This window comes from Sphingobacterium psychroaquaticum (assembly GCF_900177625.1).
Lineage (GTDB): Bacteria > Bacteroidota > Bacteroidia > Sphingobacteriales > Sphingobacteriaceae > Sphingobacterium > Sphingobacterium psychroaquaticum.
The window spans coordinates 192,623-215,735 of the sequence record NZ_FXAU01000005.1 but is presented as its reverse complement, the minus strand read 5'-3'; the positions used below and the strand labels follow the sequence as shown (position 1 = coordinate 215,735).

Here is a 23,113-nt window from a genome sequence, read left to right as displayed (position 1 = left end):
ACTATCCAGTAAAGACTATCAACTACCACCATGAACTACCCGCGAGAAATGCTTACCTTTGTAAGTTATGTCGAAAAAGTCAACAGAAAACTCCAAATCATACATCGAAATCAAAGGTGCACGTGTCAACAACCTGAAAAACATTGATGTTGATATTCCAAAGAACAAGCTTGTCGTAATCACGGGAATGTCCGGTTCAGGAAAATCATCGTTAGCTTTTGACACCCTTTATGCCGAAGGGCAGAGGCGATATGTAGAAAGCTTATCTTCTTATGCGCGCCAGTTTATGGGACGGATGAACAAGCCTGAAGTAGACTATATCAAAGGTATTGCTCCCGCCATTGCCATCGAGCAAAAAGTAATCACATCGAATCCCCGCTCTACAGTCGGTACATCAACAGAGATCTATGACTATCTAAAGCTGCTTTTTGCGCGGATCGGCAAAACAATCTCCCCGATATCGGGCCGCGAAGTAACCAAGGACTCGGTGTCCTCCATTGTTGGAGAGATGATGACGCTACCGAACGATACGACAGCAACGATCTTCGCGCCATTGCATCCCTATAATGACCGAAAACTGAAGGAAGAGCTTTCCCTCCAGTTGCAGAAAGGTTTCGTGCGGATCAAGTATATGGATAGCATCCAAAAGATCGAAAACATTATTGAGGACAAAGGCATCAAAAACAACACCTTCCAACCGGGCGACATACAAATTGTGGTCGACCGTATCGTGTTGGATAGCGAAGAGGAGACATACAGCCGTTTAGCAGACTCGCTGCAAACCGCACTTTTCGAAGGAAAAGGAGAGTGTTTTGTCGAGACAAATGGTGAATTGAGACACTATTCAGATAAGTTTGAATTAGACGGCTTAACTTTTGAAGAACCATCCCCTAATTTTTTCAGCTTTAACAACCCGTATGGCGCTTGTAAAAAGTGTGAAGGTTATGGTAAGGTTATTGGTATCGATCCGGACCTTGTTATTCCTGATAAGAGTAAATCTGTGTACGATGGTGCTATTGCCCCATGGCGCGGAGAGAAGATGGGCGAATGGTTGGATAAATTAACACGGACGGCGATAAAATTCGACTTTCCGGTTCACCGTGCTTATGGTGACCTGACCGCAGCACAACAAGAACTGCTTTGGACAGGTAATAAATATTTCACGGGGCTGAACCAGTTTTTTGAAGAGCTAGAACAGCAGACCTATAAAATACAGTACCGTGTGATGCTATCCAGATATCGCGGTAAGACAGATTGTCCCGAGTGTAAGGGCTCACGCCTACGAAAAGATGCGACTTACGTCAAGATAAGAGAAAAATCGATCACCGATATTGTATTGCTTCCGCTCGATGAAGCACTTACCTTTTTCACAAGTCTTGACCTCGACAAAAACGAAAAGATTATTGCAAAACGTTTGTTGGCAGAGATTGAGAACAGATTGCAATTCTTATGTGATGTTGGTTTAAGCTATCTGACATTAAACCGGTTAAGCAATACCCTTTCTGGCGGAGAGTCGCAACGTATTAATCTAGCCACATCGCTGGGAAGCTCCTTGGTAGGCTCTATCTATGTGCTTGACGAACCAAGCATTGGTCTTCACCCGCGCGACACACAACGCTTAATCGGTGTATTGAAATCACTACGGGATGTTGGTAATACCGTCGTTGTGGTTGAGCATGAGCAAGAAATGATGGAGGCTGCCGACTATATTATCGATATTGGCCCCGAGGCTGGTATTCATGGTGGTCAGCTGGTATTTGCGGGTAACTATAACGAAATAATACAAAGCAAAACAAGTTTAACCGGACAATACTTGAGTGGTGCGAAAAGCATTCCCACTCCGGCGAGCCGTCGTCGTTGGACAGAGAGCATTACCGTGAAAGGTGCCCGCGAAAACAATCTCCAAGGTATTGACGCTTCTTTTCCTTTAAATGTCTTTACCGTTGTAACCGGTGTTTCGGGTTCGGGTAAAACATCACTCGTTAAACGCATTCTCTATCCTGCACTACAAAAGGCTATAGGAAACTATTCGGGCGAACAAACGGGTTTATTTGATGGAATTGAGGGCGCTATTGATCATATCCAACAAATTGAGATGATCGATCAGAATCCGATTGGACGCTCTTCGCGGTCTAATCCTGTAACATATGTCAAGGGATGGGATGAGATCCGAGCGGTCTATGCAGCACTTCCTGCGGCTAAAGCTGGTGGACTCAAACCTGCTGCTTTCTCTTTTAATGTGGAAGGTGGACGCTGCGATGTTTGCCAGGGTGATGGAGAAGTGAAAATAGAAATGCAGTTTATGGCTGATATTGTGCTTCCTTGTGAGGCTTGTGGCGGAAAACGCTTTAAACAGCATGTGCTTGATGTTACATACAAGGAGAAATCTGTATCCGATATTTTAGAGCTAAGTGTTGATGAAGCCATTGTTTTCTTTGCCGATCAACCGAAAATATTAGGAAAGATTCAACCGCTCCAAGATGTAGGTCTGGGTTACGTAAAGCTAGGGCAACCGTCTAGCACGCTCTCCGGCGGTGAAGCGCAACGTATTAAATTGGCCTCTTTCTTAATTAAAGGAAACAACAGCAAACGAACCTTATTTATCTTCGACGAACCGACAACGGGACTGCACTTTCATGATATTCAAAAGCTGATCAAAGCTTTCGACGCCTTAATTGCATTAGGGAATAGTATTCTTGTTATTGAGCATAATATGGAAATGATAAAAACGGCTGACTGGGTGATCGATATCGGTCCGGAAGGTGGAAACCATGGTGGCAAGCTGGTATTTGCCGGAACACCAGAGGATCTTACCCTCTGTAACGAATCTTATACAGGGAAGTTTTTAAAAAATCACCTACATTTATCAGCTCATTCTTAAACCAAGAGATAATATGTGGAAATCATTTATAACAGGTGTATGTAGCTTAGCGCTTGCCTTTCAAGCGTCAGCTCAACAACCTGCCAGACCGAAACTCGTCGTTGGCCTCATGGTAGACCAAATGCGATGGGATTATTTATACCGCTTTGCCGATCGTTATGGCAACGATGGTTTTAAGCGTTTACTGAACGATGGCTTTTCGTGCGAGAACACCATTATCAACTATATTCCAACATACACGGCCATTGGGCATAGCTCTGTATATACAGGTTCTGTTCCTTCGATTCATGGCGTTGCGGCCAATGACTGGATCATTCAGTCGACCGGCGAAGCGATGTATTGTACACAAGATGATAATGTTCAAGGTGTCGGCACAACAGAAAAAGAAGGCAAGCAATCGCCGCGCAACTTGCTGACCTCCACGATCACGGACCAACTAAAGCTTGCAACCAATTTCCAGTCGAAAGTTATAGGTATATCCATTAAGGATAGAGGAGGCATTTTGCCTGCGGGTCATTTTGCGGATGCGGCCTACTGGTTTGAGAGTAAATCAGGTGATTGGATTTCCAGCACCTTTTACATGAAAGACCTACCAAACTGGGTCAAGGGCTTTAATAAACAAAAACTCGCTGAAAAATACCTAAAACAAGACTGGAACACCCTCTATCCAATCGAAACCTACACCAATAGTATCGCAGACAACAACCCTTACGAAGGAAAATGGCCCGGCGAAGCGAGCCCTACTTTTCCAAGAAAGACGTCTGAACTCATGAAGGATGCCGGGTATGAGTTGATCAAAACAACGCCACAGGGAAATACCCTAACGTTAGATTTTGCCAAATCAGCGATACAAAATGAAAAACTAGGTCACAACCCTACGAACAGCACAGATTTCCTTTGTGTTAGCTTATCGGCGACCGACTACGTAGGCCATCGGTATTCTTTATCTGCTGTTGAAATCGAGGATACGTATCTTCGTCTAGATCGCGATATTGCCAACTTTATTACGTACTTGGACGAAACCGTCGGAAAAGGAAACTATACCTTTTTCTTAACAGCAGATCACGCCGCATCGTATAACCCGATGTATTATACCGATCAAAAAGGAAATGGTGGCTACCTCTTTACCAGACAGATTCAGCGCGACTTGAACAATGATCTTGCAAAAAAATTCGGATCCGACAAAATTGTGCGCAGCCTGATGAACTATCAGGTTCACTTGAACTACCAGTTGATCGATTCTCTACAGCTTGATCTTGATAAGGTAAAACAAAGCATCATCACGAAGCTTAACAAAGAAGAAGGCATAGCCTATGTAGTCGATATGGAAGGAAACCAAAACATGTTTATTCCGGCACCAATTCGGGAGAAAATCATCAATGGTTACAACCGCAAAAACAGTGGTGCGATCCAAATCATTCCGGAGCCACAATGGTATTCCGGAACGCCACGTGGAACAGGTACTACGCACGGCGTATGGTCGGCCTACGACTCACACATTCCATTAATCTTTATGGGCTGGGGCGTGAAGAAAGGCGTCAGCAATAAAGAGGTACACATTGTTGATATTGCACCGACGATTGCGTCCTTATTGCATGTCATGGAACCAAATGGATCTATCGGTAAACCGATCGTAGAGGTCCTTGGACAATAGTTTTAATAGCTAAGGAAATTCCGTATCTTTGTCGTTGGTGAATATACAGTTAAAGGTAATTTATGCTTTCTAAGAAAACGAAGTACGCAATTAAAGCGTTGATGGTGCTGGGACGTAATTATGGAAAAGAACCCATGCAAATTGTCAAGATTGCAGAAGAGGAACGTATTCCAAAAAAATTCCTAGAGCAGATTCTCTTAGAAATGCGAAATGCAGGGATGTTGTATTCTAAGAAAGGTGCTGGTGGTGGCTATAGCCTCAATAAAGCACCGGAGGATATCTATCTCTCGCAAGTAATGCGTTTAATAGATGGCCCCATTGCTCTTCTACCTTGTGTAAGCTTAAACTTTTATCGTTCGTGCGAAGAGTGTACAGAAGAGCATGCTTGCGGAATCCGCGATACCTTTATCGAGGTTCGAAATGCCATGCTGCAAATTCTTAACGATACAAGTGTCGCGAACCTTATCAATAAAGAAAAAGAACTTTCATTAGACTAAATAACAGAAGAGCCGGTTTAAAACCGGCTCTTCTGTTATAATACTTCCATTAGCTTTTCAAAAGCCATTCCACGAGATGCTTTGAGCAAAATGGTACACCCCGAGACAGGATTCCTTAATATAGCCTCTATTGCCTCTTCTGTTGTTTGGTAAAATTCATCGGCAACCTCTCGTTGCTCATAAAAGGCCTTGCCCACAAAAATCAACCGATCTACCCCAATAGACTGTGCTTTGGCAATTACCTTCTGGTGTTCGACAAAGGACTCTTCCCCCATCTCAAACATATCGCCAAGAATAATCGCTTTTTTGGATGCCTCGATTACCGCAATATTATCTAAAGCCGCAGCCATACTGCTCGCATTGGCATTGTAATAATCCGCAATCACCACATTGTTTGCCGTTTTAGTAATTTGCGACCTATTATTGGTTGGGGTATACGATTCCAGCCCCACATTTACCTCTTCTTTTGTTAAACCAAAATGCAACCCTACCGCAACAGCTGCTAATATATTCTCTGTATTGTAAGACCCCGTAAGGTTTGTCTTTACAATGGACAGAGCAGCTTCGCCTTCTTTATGTGTTCTCCAGGAAATTGTCAGCAGTGGATTAGCCGTTTCAAGTTTCCCAATAATATCATTGGCAGAAGAAAAACCATAGCGTACGACGTGGTTTATGCCGCGCTGTTTCTCCATTTCTGTCAGGTGCTCATTATCCCCTTGCAAGAATAAAAGGCCATCTGTCCTTTTCAAGAAATCGTACAATTCGCCTTTGGTCTTTTTCACTCCTTCAAATGAACCAAACCCCTCGAGATGTGCTTTGCCAACATTGGTAATCAAACCGCAGGTCGGTTCGGCAATACTACATAGAAAGCCAATCTCACCAAGATGATTAGCCCCCATTTCTATAATAGCAACCTCCACATCGTCCTGAATCGCCAAAAGCGTCAAAGGAACACCAATATGGTTGTTGAGATTGCCCTTTGTCGCATAGGTCTTAAATTTTTGCGATAGGACAGCATACAACAACTCCTTTGTTGTGGTTTTACCGTTTGTTCCCGTTACACCAATCACTGGAATCGTCAGCTGCTGCCGATGAAAGTTCGCAAGCTGCTGCAACGTCGACAACACATCATCTACTAAAATGCAACGATCATCCACAACATAATTCGCTTCATCAACGACGACATAACTTGCTCCCGTTGCTAATGCCTGTGCGGCAAAAGTGTTGGCATTAAATTTTTCTCCGCGAAGCGCAAAAAAGATAGAGCCTTCCGGGATCGTACGGGTGTCAGTCGAGATAACAGGATTTTCCTGATACAACTTGTAAAGCGCGTGAATGTCCATGTTGATTATTTTAAACAAAAATAAGCATTGTTTATTTTATATAAACAATGCTTATCTCTTATATTTTCGTGCTACAGCGACGAACCGCCTCACCAGCTTACTGAAGCTTATATGCCTTTACGCTATCATTATTAAACGTTGGGATATAAACGGTATTCGTTTCGGGATGAAACCCTAAGTCAGCGGTATTCATCGTCCCACGCACATCCAACAGCTGTTGGATCTCTCCATTTGCTTTCACATAGTATACGAGTCCGCCCCAACAGGTAACTAAAAAATCACCATTACCAACAGGCTCTACACCATCGCCATCAAGCTCAAATCCTTTTGCAACTACTGTAGACTTCTTATTCCGATCTATTTTCCATAACTCCGGTCCGACCAAAGCATATAGATATCCGTTTATAAACTTCAAGCCGTTGACACTTGTCGTGTTTTCCATAAAAACAGTAGGTTTATGATCCCTTAATTCGTATATCTTACTCTCTCGTGTATCCGATACATAAACAACACCATTGTCATCTACCGCAACATCATTCAAGAATACCGACCCAGGTACTGCAACACGATCGACTTCATTACCGGTAATAATATCGATAATAGAAACGGAATTGATATCCGCGACATAAAGCAAGTCCTTATGAATAGCCAATCCCTTTGGTGCATCCATCCCTGTAATCCAATTCTTATTTTTTACAGAGCCATCCATGTTAAGGATCGCGATACCACCTTGGCCATCTTTATCCGCTCCGCCTCCATCAATAAGCGACACATACAGCACCTTGTTCTTTGCAGAGAACAAAACAGACTCCGGAGTCGGCAAATCTTTTGTCTCCCACAGCTCAACAAGCTTCTTCTGCCCAAAGCTGCTGCCAACCAGGCTGCACATGGCAAGTAACATGAATATTTTTTTCATACCTTACTATTTTTACTTCGTATGGATAAACTTAAATAATATTGCCTTGAAATGCAATTTTAATCCGAAGACAGATTCTCGTTCGAAAACGATTAATTAGGTAACTTATGATATAGAAGCTTTCACGAAACGATAACGTTTGCGTATTTTAAGGTTCCATATGTGACAAAATCGTAGTACCATTGTAACATAGAAGACCGCATTCGCTACTTTAAATTTAAACCCCTTTAAAGAAATAAATGAAACCATTTTTAGACGAGAATTTTTTGTTACATAGTAAACCTGCACAGGAGCTATACCATAATTATGCAAAAGAGCAACCGATCATTGATTATCACAACCATTTAATTCCGGAGCAGGTTGCACACGATATAAACTTCGAAAACCTCACACAAATTTGGCTATACGGTGATCACTATAAGTGGAGAGCGATGCGCACCAATGGGGTGGATGAGCGCTACGTCACGGGGCATGCGAGTGACTTAGAGAAATTTCAAAAATGGGCAGAAACGGTTCCCTATACCATGCGTAATCCGCTTTATCATTGGACACACTTGGAGCTCCAGCGCTATTTTAACATACATGAGCTACTGACACCTAAGTCTGCTGAAAAGATCTATAATCAATGTTCAGAGCTGCTGCAAACGCAAGATTATAGTGTCCGCAGTTTGCTTCGAAAAATGAATGTCGAAGCTATCTGCACAACAGATGACCCCTTGGACAGCCTAGAACATCATCAAGCATTTGCAAAAGAAAATGATACCTTTATCATGCTCCCTGCTTTCCGCCCGGACAAGGCTATGGCTTGTGATAATTTAGAGACTTTTAATGCCTACATCAATAAATTAGAGCAAATTACCAATCAATCGATCACGACCTTAAACGATTTCCTATCAGCTTTAAAATCGAGACATGATTACTTTGCGGCGCATGGCTGTTCGGTTTCGGACCATGGCTTAGAACATATCTATGCGGAAGACTACACCGAGGCAGAAATTACGGCTATATTTGGCAAAATAAGAAACAACCAACCTCTGGCGCTATCGGAACGCCTCAAATTCAAATCCGCTTTGTTGATATACTTTGCAGAATGGGATCATGAAAAAGGTTGGGTACAACAGTATCACCTCGGTGCCTTACGCAATAACAATACGCGTATGTTATCGCTCTTAGGACCCGACACGGGATGGGACTCTATCGGTGATTTTACCCAAGCTCAAGCGCTGTCAAAATTCTTGAACAAACTGGATAGCACAAACAAACTCGCAAAAACCATTATATACAACCTCAACCCAGCGGATAATGAGCTAATTGCAGCTATGATTGGAAACTTCAATGACGGCTCCGTCGCCGGCAAGGTTCAGTTTGGATCCGCGTGGTGGTTTCTGGATCAAAAAGATGGGATGACGAAACAAATTAACACGCTTTCCAACATGGGGCTCCTCAGTCGCCTGGTCGGTATGTTAACAGACTCCCGAAGCTTCCTTTCTTTCCCTAGACACGAATATTTCCGGCGTTTGCTGTGTAATCTCTTTGCGGAAGATATCGTCAATGGAGAACTTCCTCATGACCTGGAATGGATCGGAAAAATAATACAGGATATTTGCTACTCCAACGCAAAGAATTATTTCAATTTCAAAAGGTAATATATAAAAAAGGAGTACGTACGTCTAGCAACGTAGTACTCCTTTAGAGAAAGACCGCAGGCATGGCTGCCTACGGCTTTCCACTATAAACTAAACATTGAAACAAAGATTTTTATTGCGCCCGGTTTTTCTCATCCGAGTCTGTATTATTTCTTTTCAGCTGTTGCTTAAGATTTCCAAACTTATAGGTGTATGTTAAGCGCACTGTACGGTTGTCATTGTATTGGCGAATCTTCGAATCGAACTCCGCAAAATTCGTTGTAATATTATTTTTCTGCGTTTTAAAAATATCAGTACCTGCTAGCTTCAATGAACTTCGCTGGTCTTTAAAGTTATAATTTATTCCCACATCCGTTCCCCAACGCGCCCCAATCTGGTATACATTATACAAAAAGGCACTGTTGTAGTTCACCGAAAGCTCCGCCGATAACGCTTTTGACATTCTAAAGTTATTCATACTTCTACCTTGGAAGAAGAATGAACCGTCATCCACATACGACCCTACAATTGGTCCTTTAAAGTGCATATATATTCCTGTTAGGTTATTATTCATGGTCCAAATTTTGCCGATGCGTACTGGTACATTAACATTCAGGTAGCTGGTCCACGATTTCCCTAAGTTATCTTTTGTGATCCAAGCCTGCCCTGTTTCTGTGTTCTGTCCCATACTTTCAACCATCGCGTCGTTAGTAATATCAGCACCAAGCGTGATGTTATACATTTTCCTCACCGTGTAGTTCAATGTAAAGCCATCTGTATATTGGGGTTTAAGATACGGATTTCCTCGTTGTGAAGTAAACTTATCTATATAGTATTCAAAAGGATTTAAGTTCCGGTAATTTGGACGCGCCACCTTCCGTGCATATCCCAATGAAAGAATATTGTTCTCATTAACCGTATAGCCAATATTTGCAGATGGAAAAAGATCTAAATAATCCCGTTTCACATGATTGTTCATCGTTATTGAATTTCCATCAGAAAATGTATACTCTCCACGTAATCCAGCCTTAATGCTCATCTTTCCATACACGCGGCTATAATCAGCGTATGCCGCCGCGATTTGCTCCGTATAGATGAAATGGTTCGGACGGCCCTCAAACTCCTGCCATTGTCCATTCACAAAATGCTCAAAACCTAAATTGTTGTCCGATTTTACATTACTATACTTCGCTCCAAGTTCCAACTTTCCTTTACCGATAGTTTTCAGAAAGTCTAACTTAGCAACATAAATATCGATGTCTACCGGCATATAACTACGTTCCAGCTCCGTTGGACGAACAAGACTTCCGTCGGGGAAATAGGTATTGTATGTATAGTCTACCCGCGCATCATTACGGAACATACTCCAGTCAAGATCCAACACCAGCTTTCCGCCTATCGTATCCACTTTAAACTCGTTGTTAAAATTTGCAGAATAACGATTGACAGGCGTCTTACTTCTGGATTCCGAATATAAGATCGAATCAATTGACGTTAGGCTAGAACCCATATTTGTCACACTGTTATTTTCGGGGTTTTCCGCATAGTTATCTCCTGAAAACTGTAATAACATGGTGTTGCGTGGAGACGTCCGTTGCTCAATTCCAAACTTATAGTTATGTGAATTCGTTTTTTCAATCAAGTTTGCTTCTTGATGAAAAACACGCTGCTTACCTGCATCCACCATTGCCCTGTCCACCATTAAATCGATGCCTCGCTTATTATGTGTAAATCCATATGAGCCAAACAATGTCGTATTATTCTTTTTGTAATTTAGGCTGAGAGAGCTGTTTGCTCGTTCATATTTCCCGTACCCGCCACTTGCCAAAAATGTTCCGTTAAATCCCTCCAGACGATTCTTTTTAAGGACAATATTAATTGTTCCCACCGCACCTTCAGCATCCTCTTTAGCACTCCGAGTGGTACTTACTTCTACACTTTTAATCTGTCCGCCATCCATCGATTTCAAGTACGTAGCAAGCTGTTCACTACTCATATAAGTCTGGCGTCCATCGATCGTTACATTTACTCCCGCCTGCCCCATCAACTGTAGATTGTTATCTTTATCGACACTTACACCGGGTGCACGCTGAATAATATCTAACGCTGTATTTCCGGCAGCTAACGTTGAATTTTCAACATTCAGAACCAATTTACCATCCCGTTGCTGTACAAGAGGAACTTTTCCTTCCACAGTAACGGCGCCAATCGTGTTGGAGGACACCTTGAGCACCAGGTCACTCACCAATACGGGAGCATTATTAAGTTGTAAATTGTTTGAGCGAGCCGCCTCAAAACCGACCGAGGATGCTTGTACAACAAACTCTCCATTCGGAACATTTGTGAAAATATATTGACCTTTATCATCGGTAACCGATGTTTTAATTATTGCATTTGTTTTGGGTGTCATCAAATACACAGAAACGCTTGCTTGCGGTTTCGTATCCTCCGCGAGTACCTTCCCTTTTACTTCTGCCTGTTGGGCGAAAGCGGCCAACGACTGGATAAGTGTACTCAGGGTCAATACGATATAAATGTAGACTTTGTTCATAGTTTCTTGTTAAGCTTTGTTTAGTAGTTTCTTGTTTAGTTGTTTTGTTTATTGTAAGTTATTCCTAGAAGGAACAATACAAAAATACAGGTGTATAAGGTCTCGTAAAACGATCTTTAGACCAGTATTTCTGTTTTTTCGGTGAAACCCGAAATATAGTCGGTGAAACCATTTTCACGCATTTTACCGATAGCTATACTAGGGACGAGAGATTCGTACGAATGGTTGCGTCTATATAAATAAAAAAATGGAGCATTATGCTCCATTTTTTTATTTACTATAACTGTACACGACAGACTATGTTGATTTCTTATTGATTTTTACATTGTTGTCCTTTACCTCGATGGTTACATTTCCACCATCAATTTTAATGACCGAATCTTTCTTCGTGATAACCTCAGCAGATTCTTTTGCTTCCTCTTCGACTTCTTCACGTTTGTCATCTTCCTCCTTAGGAAGCTCCAGGCATACCAGACCCGCCTTCGTCATCTTCCAGTCTGTTAATTTTTGGTGATCCGGATCGGCGTAATTAATCAGGCAATCTCCATACGATATTCCTCTTAACTTCCACTCCATCTCTTTGTGTATCGCAACTTTTGCTCCTACCGGTAGAAAGACGACCACACGAACATATTGATCACGATCTAGCGCATTTTTCTTCAGCAAAAAGTGACTCGGAAATAGAACCGTTCCTTTTTCCTGAATAGCCTCATACACAATGTTACGAGCTCTTTCCGAGGCCAACTGGTAGGACTTTCCTTTGGCCGAATAGTTATATTGAATATAAGGCTTGCTTAACGAATCTATGCTCTCAAACGAAATATCGATATTGCCATTCAAGAAGTTTCGTAAGTCCTCCCCGTCCATTTGTATATTAAATTTTGATCGGATCGAATCTTTCTCATTCGCATCCAAAACACGAACATCTTTCTCTGTAAAATGATACACATCCTGCTCCGAAATACTTTTCTGAATGCTGATCGTGCTTTTTTCTCTAAAATCCTGAGAAGCATAAACACAGTAGTAGATGACACCGACAATGGATACAACCCATGCCGCAAATAAAGAAAGCGAAAGGTAATTATTGAGTTTCTCTGTTTTGAAAAGAATACGAATAAGTAACAAAGCAAACGCAAATAAGGGAATAACAATAGCTAAGAAACCTAATGTAATGGCAATAAGCGCATCGTCGACCGCCAATACCCGTAATGGAGGGAAGAACATCGGGTTCTCCAAGCCAAACAAGTTCATTAAATTGAATACATAGAATATAAACAAGCCGAGCACACTTAGCGCTGTGTTTATCAGCAACAACCAAGCAATCATTTTACCGATAAAACCTAGACAGCCTCCCATCGCACTGCCGGCCGAACGGGCACCACGACTAATCTGTTCTCCTGCTCCAGCAAAATTGTCTGAGAAGCTTTTTACTTCCTCATCAAAGGACTCTTTGAAATTCTGTAAATTAGGCTCCTTACCGCGCATAGCCATCTTATCGGCTCTCGTTTCAGCCTCTGGCATCACGATCCACAGAATAACATATATCAGAAAACCTGATCCCCCAATTAGCACAAATAACACCAATAAAATACGTACCCAACGAGGCTCCATACCGAAATAGTGTGCTAAACCGCTACATACACCGCCCATGATCTTATCATCCGGGTCACGCATCAGCTTTTTCCCAAAATGGTCCGATGGGTTTTCATCTCTTGAACGCTCATACTGAAAATCATCCGCCGCCTCTCCGCGATCCTCAAAATCGCTCACCTGACCCATTTGTAAGATGACTTGTTGTACATCTTCTAAGTTAATGACTTCCTTACGTCCCGACTGGATGCGTTCATTGAACATTTCAGCAATGCGGTTTTCAATATCTTCTAAGATTTCCTTGCTTTCAGTCGTATTTCCAAAATGCTTCTTAATATCGATCATATAGGCGCGCAATGTCTCATACGCATCTTCCTCTATATGGAAAACGATACTGTTAATGTTTATTATGATTGTCTTATTCATGACCGTATTTTTATAATTTGTTAGTTATCAAGTTAAATCCGTCCTTGCAAAGAGATTTGAACGGCAAATACCAATTCTTTCCATGTGACATCTAGTTTCTGGAGAACGTCGCGTCCCTCATTGGTGATCTGGTAATATTTTCGTGGTGGCCCCGAACTGGACTCTTGCCAATTATAACTCAGCAAACCATTATTTTTTAACCGTGTCAACAAAGGATATAACGTACCCTCCACCACCAGGAGCTGTGCCTTTTTCAGCTCGCTGATAATATCTGAGGCATAGATTTCCCCTCGGGAAATTATAGAAAGGATACAGTACTCTAGTATCCCCTTCCTCATCTGGGTTTGTGTGTTTTCAGCTATCATAACAATACAAAGATATAGGCTTTATATTGTACTATGCAATACATAGTACTATAAAAATACAAAACAATGTCGCAACACGCTGATTTACAGGCGAATAATTTTAATCAAAAGAATAACGAACCGTTGCAAATTTTCCTATAAAGTAAATTTCAACCCTCTTTCCTTTGAAGTCTGCATAATTTATCCGACTTTTATAAGCAATGCTTCGCTTTATCTATAGTTACGCTTGGGCAATCATATGGTCCATAATTATGTTGGCCTTGATGTCTATGCCTTCGAACGATTTACCAAACACAAATTACTTTGAAGGTTTTGATAAACTTGCTCATTGCGGCTTTTTCTTTGTCTTCACCACGCTCTTATTAAAGGCAACAAGTGCCAACTCTAAAAGACGGGCAAACAAAATTGTATCTGCTTTGGTTGTTTTCTTTGTAGCGGCTTTTTTTGCCTTTTTAACGGAAGGAATTCAATTCTATTATTCGGTAGATCGGATGGCAGATTGGTGGGATATTTTCGCTGATTTTGTTGGTATAGGCATGGCTTTATTCAGTTATTTATTACTTTATCGCACACGTGTTTCTTACAAATAATATGAGAACAAAACATCTACGTTATTGGATCGCTTTCCTCGCCCTAACCGTACTCACGTTACAATCTTGCGCCGTATTCAAAAAGGACTGTGGTTGTCCTTCGGCAACGAGCGGCAAACGAAAATAGGCGGTTATGCCTGTGCCAAGACTGCTACAGAAAGCTTACAATCAGCGACATCCTGAATCGCTTGTGCTGCTGCGGCAATCGTCGCTCCTGTTGTAACGACATCATCCACTAACAGAATGTGCTTTCCTGTTAGTTTATTTGTCGACCGACAAATAAATGCCCCCTCGACGTTCTCATCCCGATCAATCCGTTTCATCTTCGTTTGGCTAGGACTATTTCGCACACGCTCTAAAAGGAGTTTATCAACATCCACGGACAATACCTTGGCAATTCCATCTGCCAGTGCATCTGACTGATTGTAGCCTCTGGCTTTCATTTTTTTTCGATGTAAAGGAATCGGGACAATAAGATCCACCGGAGGCAAGGACGTTGATTGCTGCAGTTGCTTACCTATCAGCTGTCCAAAATGAAGACCGATATCCTGTCGCCCCGGTATTTCATTTTATGAACAATCTCCTGAACAAAGGATGATTTTGCAAATGAAAAATATGCCATGCCGCTGTGTAACTCCATCTTACCCAATAGGCGACGTGTTATTTCATTTTCCTGAAACAAATAATGATCATTTACAGGGAGATGAAAAAGACAAGTAATGCAGAGTAAGCGTTCCTGATAAAGCAACACATCTTCACAAGCAATACACAGTGGAGGAAATAGAATAGCTAGAAAGCTTTTCCAGTAGTTTGTAATTGGCATGGGGGTCTATAATATGTGGATCTCTACAAGATACACATATTACAGCGCATTAAAAAATCAAACAGATGTATATCAGCCCCTTATGCGGTTTCAGATTCTTTTTCTTTAATAGCAAGTTGACCGCAAGCAGCATCAATATCTTTACCGCGGCTTCGTCGAACATTGGTGACCACACCTTGCGACCGCAAGTAGGTAGCAAATTGCTCTATTTTATCCGCTTCTGCATTGACAAAATCAGCTAGAGAAATCGGGTTATATTCAATGATGTTTACTTTGCATGGTACATGCTTACAAAAACGCGCCAATTCTTTGGCATCTTCCAATTCGTCATTAAAATTATGGAAGACAATATATTCAAAGGTTACCGGATTTTTTGTTTTGGCATAAAAGTATTTCAGCGCCTCTGCCAATGCTTTCAAGGAGTTTTGCTCATTGATCGGCATGATCTCATTCCGCTTTTTATCGTTGGCCGCATGTAACGAGAGCGCCAAATTAAAACGAACCTCATCATCGCCAAGCTTTTTGATCATTTTTGCAATCCCTGCCGTAGATACGGTAATACGCTTAGCAGCCATATTCAAACCATCAGGTGATGTAATACGCTCTACAGACTTCATCATTCCGCTATAATTCAATAAAGGCTCCCCCATTCCCATATACACGATATTCGTCAAGGGTTGTTGATAATGCTCTTCCGCCTGCTTTGCAATTAAAACGACCTGATCATAAATCTCATCGGCATTGAGGTTACGCTTACGATCCATGTAACCTGTCGCACAGAATTTACACGTCAAACTACAGCCCACCTGCGAGCTGACACAAGCGGTCATGCGCTCAGGAGCAGGAATCAATACCCCTTCAATCACATTGCCATCATACAGGGTAAAACTGTTCTTAATCGTCTTATCGGCACTGATCTGTGCGTTTCGAACTTTTACAGCATGTATAGTAAAATGTGCTTTTAAGTTTTCACGGAGTGGCTTACTTAAATTACTCATTTCATCAAAGTCAGTGCAAGATTTCGCCCAAAGCCATTCGTAAATTTGCTTTGCGCGAAATCCTTGTTCGCCCATTTCCACGAGCTTGTCCTTGAGTTGTGCCAAGGAAAGACTTCTTATATCGATTAATTTGTTCTGCTCTACCACGGTGCAAAGATACGGCAAAAAATATTAACTCAATATCATATTCCTATTCTGCCTTTTTCAGGGCTTCACGAACTTTTGGTGCAATCTGCGTTCCGTACAATTCAATCGCACGCATCATATCCGCATGATCCGGGCTTCCCACATCCATATGAGCAGAAAAACGGGTTAATCCGAACATCTCAATAACATGTAATATTTTATCAATCGACTCGTTTACGTCACCAACAATTAAATGTCCATGTATCGAACGTCCGAAATCATATTGAGACCGTTGATATGGAGGCCATCCGCGAGAAGCTCCGATCCGATTCATCTGTGAGGCATAAAACGGGTAGTATTTATCCGCAATTGCTTTGCTGTTATCGCCAAAGAAAGAATGCATATGCACCCCAACCTGGAAATCTTTCATATCGTGCCCATTATCAACCCACGCTTGTTCATATACCTCAAATAAGGGTTTGAAGTTTTCCGGTGCACCACCAATTATCGCAAACATTACTGGCAAACCTAAGCGTCCCGCACGGATGACAGAAGAAGTTGTTCCTCCCACTGCAACCCAAATTGGCATACTATTGTTTACCGGTCTCGGGTAGATCTGCTGATTAATCAATGGTTTACGGAACCGACCTGACCATGTAATCGTATCTTGCTTGTTTAGGCGCAATAAAAGCTCGAGTTTTTCGTCGAACAGGTCGGCATAATCTTTAAGATCATAGCCATATAGTGGAAAGGACTCGATAAACGAACCTCTACCAGCCATAATTTCGGCGCGACCATTCGATATAATGTCAACGGATGCAAAATCCTGAAATAATTTGACTGGATCCGCCGAGCTAATAACAGAAACCGCACTTCCCAATTTAATGTTTTTAGTTACTGTCGCTGCCGCCGCAAGGATAATCTCGGGAGATGCCACCGCATAGTCTTCCCGGTGGTGTTCACCCATACCAAAGAAATCTAAACCAACCTGATCCATCAATTTAACTTCCTCGATTATCTCCCGCATGCGTTGTGCTGCCGGCTGAATTTTTCCTGTTGCTGAGTCGACCTGTAGGTCGCCAAACATACCAATACCTAATTCTATCATTGTTTTTGTTCTCCTTTTATAATACAAAGATAGCCCCCTGTATGTTTGCTCGCATTGATGTAGGTTAAGAAGTGTCGCTTATCCGTGGATATATTCCTTTGTTCCGTAACTTTGGATCAACTCACCCTCAAAATCCAACCACTCCTTCCATCGTTTATCGACATCCACGTCTGTGCTGTATTTACGCGCAAAATTCAAAAAAGTTGTATAATGGTTTGCTTCCGAAACCATGAGGTCGTAATAAAATTTAGCAAGATCCTTATCTTTGATATTTTGTGTTAAGACCCGGAAGCGCTCACAGCTGCGTGCTTCAATCATCGCCGCAAATAACAGGCGATCAACAAAAGCCATATTACGGGAACCATCCTTACGCAAAAACTTCATCAACTGCCCCACATAATCATCTTTACGCTCACGCCCTAAGGTATAACCGCGTTCCTTAATAATCTCGATAACCATCTTAAAATGCTCCATCTCCTCGATCGCGATCGCTGTCAGCTCATGCACTAAATCTTCGTATTCCGGATTTTGCGTAATTAACATAATAGCGTTCGAAGCGGCCTTCTGCTCACACCACGCATGGTCCGTTAAAATTTCGTCCAAATTGGCTTCCGCAATATTCGCCCAGCGAGGGTCCGTCAATAGTTTTAATCCTAACATATCATTTCCTTTCTGAGCCACAAAGATAGTGGTTTTTTAGTTCGTAGTGGTTAGTTCGTAGTTGGTTGTTCATAGTGGTTAGTTCGTAGAAACTATGAACTACAGACCATGAACTACAATCTACCAACTACTAAACTACGATCTACAGACTACGAACTATGAACGACTAAAAAGCTATCCAAAGAAAGGCCCGACCTCAAAGCCATGTGCCTTCAGCACATCCTCCGGTACACCGTTCCATACCCCCGGTTTATTACCAGCATAACCAATATCCTTCACGCCTATCTCACTGGTAAAAAAACCAGATGCCGTAAAATTCCGCATCAGCGAAAAGAATGCTACACCTTGCTGCATTTCCGGTTTCGCTTTATCGGGATATGCAATCTCATCCACGAGCGCCAATTGTTGCTCTGCCTGACAGTCGACAAAAGACTTGCCGTGTCTTTTTTGCATTTGTATATCCAACCATTTCAACCCCCCACGCATTGGAAGCTTATTGTCGGGCAAGTCCTTCACCATAAACTCAATAAAGGCTGGTACGCCCGCATCCGAAGCACTGCCCGAGGTTTCATCTTTCGGAATTATAATATCCGCCAATACCGTTATAGTCGCCATTTCATGGGCATCGAAAAATTTCTCTTCCGCAAGCGCCAGGTTCCGTTCATGTTCAAAGTCCTGAACACCAGGCAGCTTATCTGAGACAGCCTTCGCCCCCTCTTTGTTCGTATCTCCTGTTTGGCATGAACTGGCCAGTATACCAGATCCAGCAGCCATTAATCCCAATGCTTTAAGGGAATCTCTTCTGTTCATATCTAAATAATATTTAGCCGTTCAACTTTTTCTTTTCTTCCAAAATATACTCTGCCGTACGCATAGAAAGCGCCAAAATGGTCCATGTCAAGTTTTTATCTCCTTGTTGCACAAAAGGTCCGGCATCCACCACATACAAATTCTTACAATCGTGTGCCTGCCCCCACTTATTGAGTACCGACGATTTCGGATCATTGCCCATCCGAGTTGTCCCACCCTCATGGATGATTTTTCCGGGTGCTTCTAGTCCGTATAATGTATCCGCTCCAGGAATCGTAGAGGTAATGATCGCTCCCATCTCATGCATGATCGATTGAAAAGTCTCTTGCATATGCTTCGCTTGTGCAATTTCTTCATTCGCCCATTTGTAGTGGAAACGCAATACGGGAATACCAAATTTATCTACCTTATTCGGATCTATTTCACAATAATTGTCCTTCCTTGCCAAAGCCGTACCACGACCTGCCATCCCAACATTTGCACCATAGAAACGACGATAATCTTGCTTTAATGATGCGCCGTACCCTCCTTTATCACGCGCCTGCCCATCTGGCCCTTTAACTTTATCGTTAACCGATGGTATCCAATTTGTAAAACCATAAGAAGGCATCCGCATACCACCGCCATATTCAATGTGATAGCCTCTTGGGAACCCGACCTTTTTATTGTCTTCCCACCAAGGCGAATAAATATGTACCGATCCTACCCCATCCTCATTATAACGTTTACGATCCAAGAGCTGCGGTAAAAAACCCGATAAGCTCGCTCCCGTTGAGTCATGCAAATATTTCCCCACTAACCCACTACTATTCCCAACGCCGCCCGGATGCGCTTTCGACTTCGAATTCAGCATAATACGCGCACTCTCACACGCACTAGCACCAAGAATAACTGTTTTTCCTTTCACCGCATATTCTTGCATATCTGTCGTGCTCACATAGGAAACACCAATAGCAATTCCCTCCTCATTAGTCAAGACTTCACGTACCATCGCATTGTCGATAACTTTTAGGTTTCCGGTTTTCATTGCTGGAATAACCAAACAGGAAGAAGATGAGAAATCACCATACACTTTACATGCTCGCCCGCACTGTCCACAGTAAAAACAGACTCCTCGCCCCTTAATCTCTGGCGAAGCTTCTGTTAATACAGATCCCCGGCCTGGGATGACAGGCACTCCTGCTTTACGCGCGCCTTTTGCGATATACAATTCATTAAGCCTCGGCTTAGGCGGCTTCATAAAAATTCCATCCGGCTCATTACGAATCCCCTCAACCGTACCATAAATTCCAATCATACGATCCACACGATCATAAAAAGGCTTCACCTCATCATACGTTATCGGCCATGCTTCCGTTTCCCCATCGGTCGGTTTAAAATCATCTGGCCCCATCCGTAGCGATATCCGTCCCCAATGGTTTGTACGTCCGCCCAACATACGAGCGCGAAACCATTCAAATTCAGTCCCCTTCACTGTCGTATACGGCTCCCCTTCCAGCTGCCAACCACCAAAAGCCGCATCAAAATCTCCAAAAGGACGTGTTGTAGAGGCACCTCGTCGTGGAGATTCCCAGGGCATACGTAGCTGCAAGGCATCTTTTGCGGGATCGAAAAACGGCCCAGCCTCCAGCATCAATACTTTTAAGCCTGCATGTGCCAGAATATAGCCAGCCATACCACCCCCAGCACCTGATCCCACCACAATAGCGTCATAAACTTCTGGACTTTCTTTGATTTGGTAATTGGTCATCATAAAAAATCTATCTCTTCTAAGGTTTAAATTGCAAAGGCTAAATAGATACTAATACCATTTAGCAAAGTAAATATAGGTATTACCTTGAAAACGGCATCAAGATCAATAGTATTATTTTTGATACATTATAGGTAAAGATAATTCCTATTTTTGAGACATGCAAAAAGTGCTTTTCATTGGTTTGGTATGGCCCGAACCGCAATCTTCCGCCGCAGGGTCTCGAATTCGACAACTGATCCAAACGTTTTTAGACTCCGGAGCATCTGTTGTTTTCGCCTGCGCAGCCAGTAAATCGGACTACAGCTTTCCCTTGGAAACACTTGCGGTACGCGAACTACCTATTGCGCTGAACGACAGCAAAGTTGACGCACAGTTCAAAGCGGAGAATCCCGATATTGTCATCTTTGATCGATTTATGGTGGAGGAACAATACGGTTGGCGCATACGCGAACAATGTCCGAAGGCCCTCACTATATTAGACACGGAAGATCTTCATTTCTTACGAAAAGCCCGGCAAGAAGCATGGAAAACAGGAGAGGCCCCAGACTACTACAATGATACTGCCAAACGGGAGATTGCATCTATTTTGAGGACAGACCTGTCGCTAATAATTTCACAAGAAGAAATTCGGATCTTGACCGATACATTCAATATTGATGGGTCAATTCTGTATTATTTACCTTTTTTGGAAGAAACGCTAGAGGAAATGCATCTAGGTCGCTGGAATTCATACGAGACCCGAAAAGACTTCATGTTTATTGGTAATTTTATCCATGAACCGAACTGGCGTACGATCCAATACCTGAAAACAACGATTTGGCCTATATTACGAAAAGAACTGCCCGGAGTGGCATTGCATATCTATGGAGCATATGCTTCCGAAAAAGTCTATCAGCTGCATCAGCCTAAGGAAAACTTCTTTATTATGGATAGGGCAGAAGATGCGCAAGAAACGATGGCGAAATATCGGGTGTTGCTTGCTCCAATTCCATTTGGTGCGGGCATAAAGGGAAAATTCATCGATGCCATGCAAAGTGGGACCCCAAGCATAACCAGCAGGGTTGGGGCAGAAGATATGACGCTTGATGACCAATGGAACGGCTTTATCACGGATGCCACAGACGAATTTGTTGCCTACGCTAAACATCTTTATAGCGATCCGCAGGCTTGGAATGCAGCGCAAAAACGTGGACAGACGATCCACAACCGTCTATTTAGCAAGACACAGCACACCAGGGACTTTCTCCAAACTATAACAACATTACAGTCAAAAATCTCAACCCATCGTCAAAAAAATTTTATGGGACAGATCTTAAATACCCAAGCTCATAATAGCCTGAAATACATGTCGCTATGGATCGAGGAAAAGAATAAAAAATAGCAGGGAAATCATCACAAAATCTAGCTTCATGACGTAAATTATTTTGAATTACGATTTTTTCGTATATCTTTGATTAAATCATAGAAAAATCTAATTACCATGAAAAGAGTATTATATGTATCGCTTATCGCCTTGGCTATAAGCGCAAACACAAGAGCACAAGAGGCCGAAAAAGCTGTGGCAAAGGTCCACTACATCTTTAAACATATCAATGATAGTACACAGCGTGATAAATTTTTGCGCGATGAGGTCGTTACGTATCTTGGGGCAAACAGTAGTTACTATACCAGCAATTCTACCAATCGGGCGCAGGAAAGCTTAAAAAAGCAGATGGATGACCCTGCCTTCGATGGGAACGTTAAAATTTCGCGTGATGTAACGGCTATCGGTGAGTTCTACCTCATCGACAAGACAAAAAAAGACATGCAAGAAGTAATGACTGTTGCCGGGGACCAGCTGGTGATCGCCAGTACATTTCCGGAGCAAGACTGGTCCGTTTCCGATGAAACCAAAGAGATTGGTGGTTACAGCTGTCAGAAAGCTACGACCTCCTTCAAGGGAAGGCAATATACCGCTTGGTTTACAACCGAACTTCCTTTTTCCAGCGGACCATGGAAGTTACAAGGTCTTCCGGGATTGATTCTAGAGGCATCTGACGCAAAAGGGGATGTAACCTTTAGTTACGCAGGGTTTGACAAGATCGAGGATGGTGAAACGGCGATTCAAATAGCTCCAAATGCAGTGAAATCAACGAAAAAAGAAGCGCTTAAACTCCTGGAAGCATTCAAGGCAAACCCACAAGCCTATATGCAATCGAAAGCCGCTCGTTCGGGAGGAAGTATAAATATTAGCGGAACCGGCGGAACAACAGTCATCGCAACAGGATCTAAATCAAATGGTCCTGCCGCAAAGGGAGCACTCGATATGAGTAGAATAAAATCATTTTCCGTTCAAAATGCAGAGAGCTACAAACCTTCCCGCGACACAAACAATCCTATTGAATTAACTCCATAAGC

The 23,113-nt window shown here is 42.5% G+C and carries 19 protein-coding genes; 7 read left to right on the top strand and 12 right to left on the bottom strand.

Translation table 11 applies throughout. The features are described 5' to 3' along the window. Positions 1-67: 67 nt before the first annotated feature. The 3 genes from uvrA (at position 68) to B9Y69_RS13860 (ending at position 5,032) form a co-directional block, all read left to right on the top strand. Complete coding sequence (uvrA, locus tag B9Y69_RS13870; protein ID WP_085473575.1) at positions 68-2,881, top strand: excinuclease ABC subunit UvrA; 2,814 nt, start codon at positions 68-70, stop codon at positions 2,879-2,881. Between the two features lie 13 nt (positions 2,882-2,894). Beyond that, positions 2,895-4,535 carry an alkaline phosphatase PafA gene (gene pafA, locus B9Y69_RS13865; RefSeq protein WP_085473574.1) on the top strand — a complete coding sequence of 547 codons (1,641 nt, stop codon included), beginning with the start codon at positions 2,895-2,897 and terminating at the stop codon, positions 4,533-4,535. A 62-nt stretch (positions 4,536-4,597) separates the two neighbouring features. Next, positions 4,598-5,032, top strand: coding sequence for an RrF2 family transcriptional regulator (locus B9Y69_RS13860; protein ID WP_085473573.1), 435 nt, complete (start codon positions 4,598-4,600; stop codon positions 5,030-5,032). A gap of 35 nt (positions 5,033-5,067) precedes the next feature. Here B9Y69_RS13860 and B9Y69_RS13855 read toward each other — a convergent pair whose 3' ends face one another. Further along, positions 5,068-6,375: a UDP-N-acetylmuramoyl-tripeptide--D-alanyl-D-alanine ligase gene (locus B9Y69_RS13855; RefSeq protein ID WP_085473572.1), complete on the bottom strand. Its 1,308-nt coding sequence runs from the start codon at positions 6,373-6,375 to the stop codon at positions 5,068-5,070. A gap of 97 nt (positions 6,376-6,472) precedes the next feature. Next, complete coding sequence (locus B9Y69_RS13850; RefSeq protein WP_085473571.1) at positions 6,473-7,291, bottom strand: SMP-30/gluconolactonase/LRE family protein; 819 nt, start codon at positions 7,289-7,291, stop codon at positions 6,473-6,475. 239 nt (positions 7,292-7,530) lie between these two features. Between B9Y69_RS13850 and uxaC the strand changes: the two genes are divergently transcribed. After that, complete coding sequence (gene uxaC, locus B9Y69_RS13845; RefSeq protein WP_085473570.1) at positions 7,531-8,937, top strand: glucuronate isomerase; 1,407 nt, start codon at positions 7,531-7,533, stop codon at positions 8,935-8,937. Positions 8,938-9,049: 112 nt separating this feature from the next. Here the strand turns inward: uxaC and B9Y69_RS13840 are convergent, their stop codons facing one another. The 3 genes from B9Y69_RS13840 to B9Y69_RS13830 all read right to left on the bottom strand — a co-directional run bounded on the left by B9Y69_RS13840 (position 9,050) and on the right by B9Y69_RS13830 (position 13,848). Beyond that, positions 9,050-11,467 (bottom strand): outer membrane beta-barrel family protein, encoded by a 2,418-nt coding sequence (locus tag B9Y69_RS13840; RefSeq protein WP_085473569.1) that lies wholly within the window; start codon positions 11,465-11,467, stop codon positions 9,050-9,052. Positions 11,468-11,764: 297 nt separating this feature from the next. After that, a complete protein-coding gene (locus B9Y69_RS13835) occupies positions 11,765-13,483 on the bottom strand; it encodes a PspC domain-containing protein (protein ID WP_085473568.1) in 1,719 nt (572 codons plus the stop codon). 32 nt (positions 13,484-13,515) lie between these two features. After that, on the bottom strand, positions 13,516-13,848 hold the full coding sequence (locus B9Y69_RS13830) for a PadR family transcriptional regulator (RefSeq protein ID WP_085473567.1): 333 nt from the start codon (positions 13,846-13,848) through the stop codon (positions 13,516-13,518). A 200-nt stretch (positions 13,849-14,048) separates the two neighbouring features. Here B9Y69_RS13830 and B9Y69_RS13825 point away from each other — a divergent pair, with 200 nt between their 5' ends. Beyond that, complete coding sequence (locus tag B9Y69_RS13825) at positions 14,049-14,438, top strand: VanZ family protein (RefSeq protein WP_085473566.1); 390 nt, start codon at positions 14,049-14,051, stop codon at positions 14,436-14,438. A gap of 131 nt (positions 14,439-14,569) precedes the next feature. Here the strand turns inward: B9Y69_RS13825 and B9Y69_RS13820 are convergent, their stop codons facing one another. The 7 genes from B9Y69_RS13820 to B9Y69_RS13795 all read right to left on the bottom strand — a co-directional run bounded on the left by B9Y69_RS13820 (position 14,570) and on the right by B9Y69_RS13795 (position 20,716). Then, positions 14,570-14,881 carry a ComF family protein gene (locus B9Y69_RS13820; RefSeq protein ID WP_085473565.1) on the bottom strand — a complete coding sequence of 104 codons (312 nt, stop codon included), beginning with the start codon at positions 14,879-14,881 and terminating at the stop codon, positions 14,570-14,572. A 77-nt stretch (positions 14,882-14,958) separates the two neighbouring features. Continuing rightward, on the bottom strand, positions 14,959-15,261 hold the full coding sequence (locus tag B9Y69_RS19110; protein ID WP_144036584.1) for a hypothetical protein: 303 nt from the start codon (positions 15,259-15,261) through the stop codon (positions 14,959-14,961). Between the two features lie 80 nt (positions 15,262-15,341). Further along, the gene (rlmN, locus tag B9Y69_RS13815; RefSeq protein WP_085473564.1) at positions 15,342-16,406 is read right to left on the bottom strand and encodes a dual-specificity RNA methyltransferase RlmN; all 1,065 of its coding nucleotides are present in this window, start codon (positions 16,404-16,406) and stop codon (positions 15,342-15,344) included. A 43-nt stretch (positions 16,407-16,449) separates the two neighbouring features. Next, positions 16,450-17,493, bottom strand: coding sequence for an LLM class flavin-dependent oxidoreductase (locus tag B9Y69_RS13810; RefSeq protein WP_317042144.1), 1,044 nt, complete (start codon positions 17,491-17,493; stop codon positions 16,450-16,452). Between the two features lie 78 nt (positions 17,494-17,571). Further along, positions 17,572-18,153 (bottom strand): MiaE family protein, encoded by a 582-nt coding sequence (gene miaE / locus B9Y69_RS13805; protein WP_085473563.1) that lies wholly within the window; start codon positions 18,151-18,153, stop codon positions 17,572-17,574. A gap of 174 nt (positions 18,154-18,327) precedes the next feature. After that, a complete protein-coding gene (locus B9Y69_RS13800) occupies positions 18,328-18,963 on the bottom strand; it encodes a gluconate 2-dehydrogenase subunit 3 family protein (RefSeq protein ID WP_085473562.1) in 636 nt (211 codons plus the stop codon). Positions 18,964-18,976: 13 nt separating this feature from the next. Continuing rightward, positions 18,977-20,716 (bottom strand): GMC oxidoreductase, encoded by a 1,740-nt coding sequence (locus B9Y69_RS13795; RefSeq protein WP_234991248.1) that lies wholly within the window; start codon positions 20,714-20,716, stop codon positions 18,977-18,979. Positions 20,717-20,873: 157 nt separating this feature from the next. Here B9Y69_RS13795 and B9Y69_RS13790 point away from each other — a divergent pair, with 157 nt between their 5' ends. Both B9Y69_RS13790 and B9Y69_RS13785 read left to right on the top strand, forming a co-directional pair. Beyond that, positions 20,874-22,097, top strand: a complete 1,224-nt coding sequence (locus tag B9Y69_RS13790; protein WP_085473560.1) for a glycosyltransferase — start codon at positions 20,874-20,876, stop codon at positions 22,095-22,097. Between the two features lie 99 nt (positions 22,098-22,196). Continuing rightward, positions 22,197-23,111, top strand: a complete 915-nt coding sequence (locus tag B9Y69_RS13785; protein WP_085473559.1) for a GLPGLI family protein — start codon at positions 22,197-22,199, stop codon at positions 23,109-23,111. The last annotated feature ends 2 nt before the right edge of the window (positions 23,112-23,113 follow it).

Excerpts from the sequence above, each read along its gene's own strand:
- uvrA (WP_085473575.1), top strand. The coding sequence starts at position 68 with ATGTCGAAAAAGTCAACAGAAAACTCCAAATCATACATCGAAATCAAA.
- pafA (WP_085473574.1), top strand. The coding sequence starts at position 2,895 with ATGTGGAAATCATTTATAACAGGTGTATGTAGCTTAGCGCTTGCCTTT.
- B9Y69_RS13860 (WP_085473573.1), top strand. The coding sequence starts at position 4,598 with ATGCTTTCTAAGAAAACGAAGTACGCAATTAAAGCGTTGATGGTGCTG.
- B9Y69_RS13855 (WP_085473572.1), bottom strand. The coding sequence starts at position 6,375 with ATGGACATTCACGCGCTTTACAAGTTGTATCAGGAAAATCCTGTTATC.
- B9Y69_RS13850 (WP_085473571.1), bottom strand. The coding sequence starts at position 7,291 with ATGAAAAAAATATTCATGTTACTTGCCATGTGCAGCCTGGTTGGCAGC.
- uxaC (WP_085473570.1), top strand. The coding sequence starts at position 7,531 with ATGAAACCATTTTTAGACGAGAATTTTTTGTTACATAGTAAACCTGCA.
- B9Y69_RS13840 (WP_085473569.1), bottom strand. The coding sequence starts at position 11,467 with ATGAACAAAGTCTACATTTATATCGTATTGACCCTGAGTACACTTATC.
- B9Y69_RS13835 (WP_085473568.1), bottom strand. The coding sequence starts at position 13,483 with ATGAATAAGACAATCATAATAAACATTAACAGTATCGTTTTCCATATA.
- B9Y69_RS13830 (WP_085473567.1), bottom strand. The coding sequence starts at position 13,848 with ATGATAGCTGAAAACACACAAACCCAGATGAGGAAGGGGATACTAGAG.
- B9Y69_RS13825 (WP_085473566.1), top strand. The coding sequence starts at position 14,049 with ATGCTTCGCTTTATCTATAGTTACGCTTGGGCAATCATATGGTCCATA.
- B9Y69_RS13820 (WP_085473565.1), bottom strand. The coding sequence starts at position 14,881 with ATGAAAGCCAGAGGCTACAATCAGTCAGATGCACTGGCAGATGGAATT.
- B9Y69_RS19110 (WP_144036584.1), bottom strand. The coding sequence starts at position 15,261 with ATGCCAATTACAAACTACTGGAAAAGCTTTCTAGCTATTCTATTTCCT.
- B9Y69_RS13810 (WP_317042144.1), bottom strand. The coding sequence starts at position 17,493 with ATGATAGAATTAGGTATTGGTATGTTTGGCGACCTACAGGTCGACTCA.
- miaE (WP_085473563.1), bottom strand. The coding sequence starts at position 18,153 with ATGTTAGGATTAAAACTATTGACGGACCCTCGCTGGGCGAATATTGCG.
- B9Y69_RS13800 (WP_085473562.1), bottom strand. The coding sequence starts at position 18,963 with ATGAACAGAAGAGATTCCCTTAAAGCATTGGGATTAATGGCTGCTGGA.
- B9Y69_RS13795 (WP_234991248.1), bottom strand. The coding sequence starts at position 20,716 with ATGATGACCAATTACCAAATCAAAGAAAGTCCAGAAGTTTATGACGCT.
- B9Y69_RS13790 (WP_085473560.1), top strand. The coding sequence starts at position 20,874 with ATGCAAAAAGTGCTTTTCATTGGTTTGGTATGGCCCGAACCGCAATCT.
- B9Y69_RS13785 (WP_085473559.1), top strand. The coding sequence starts at position 22,197 with ATGAAAAGAGTATTATATGTATCGCTTATCGCCTTGGCTATAAGCGCA.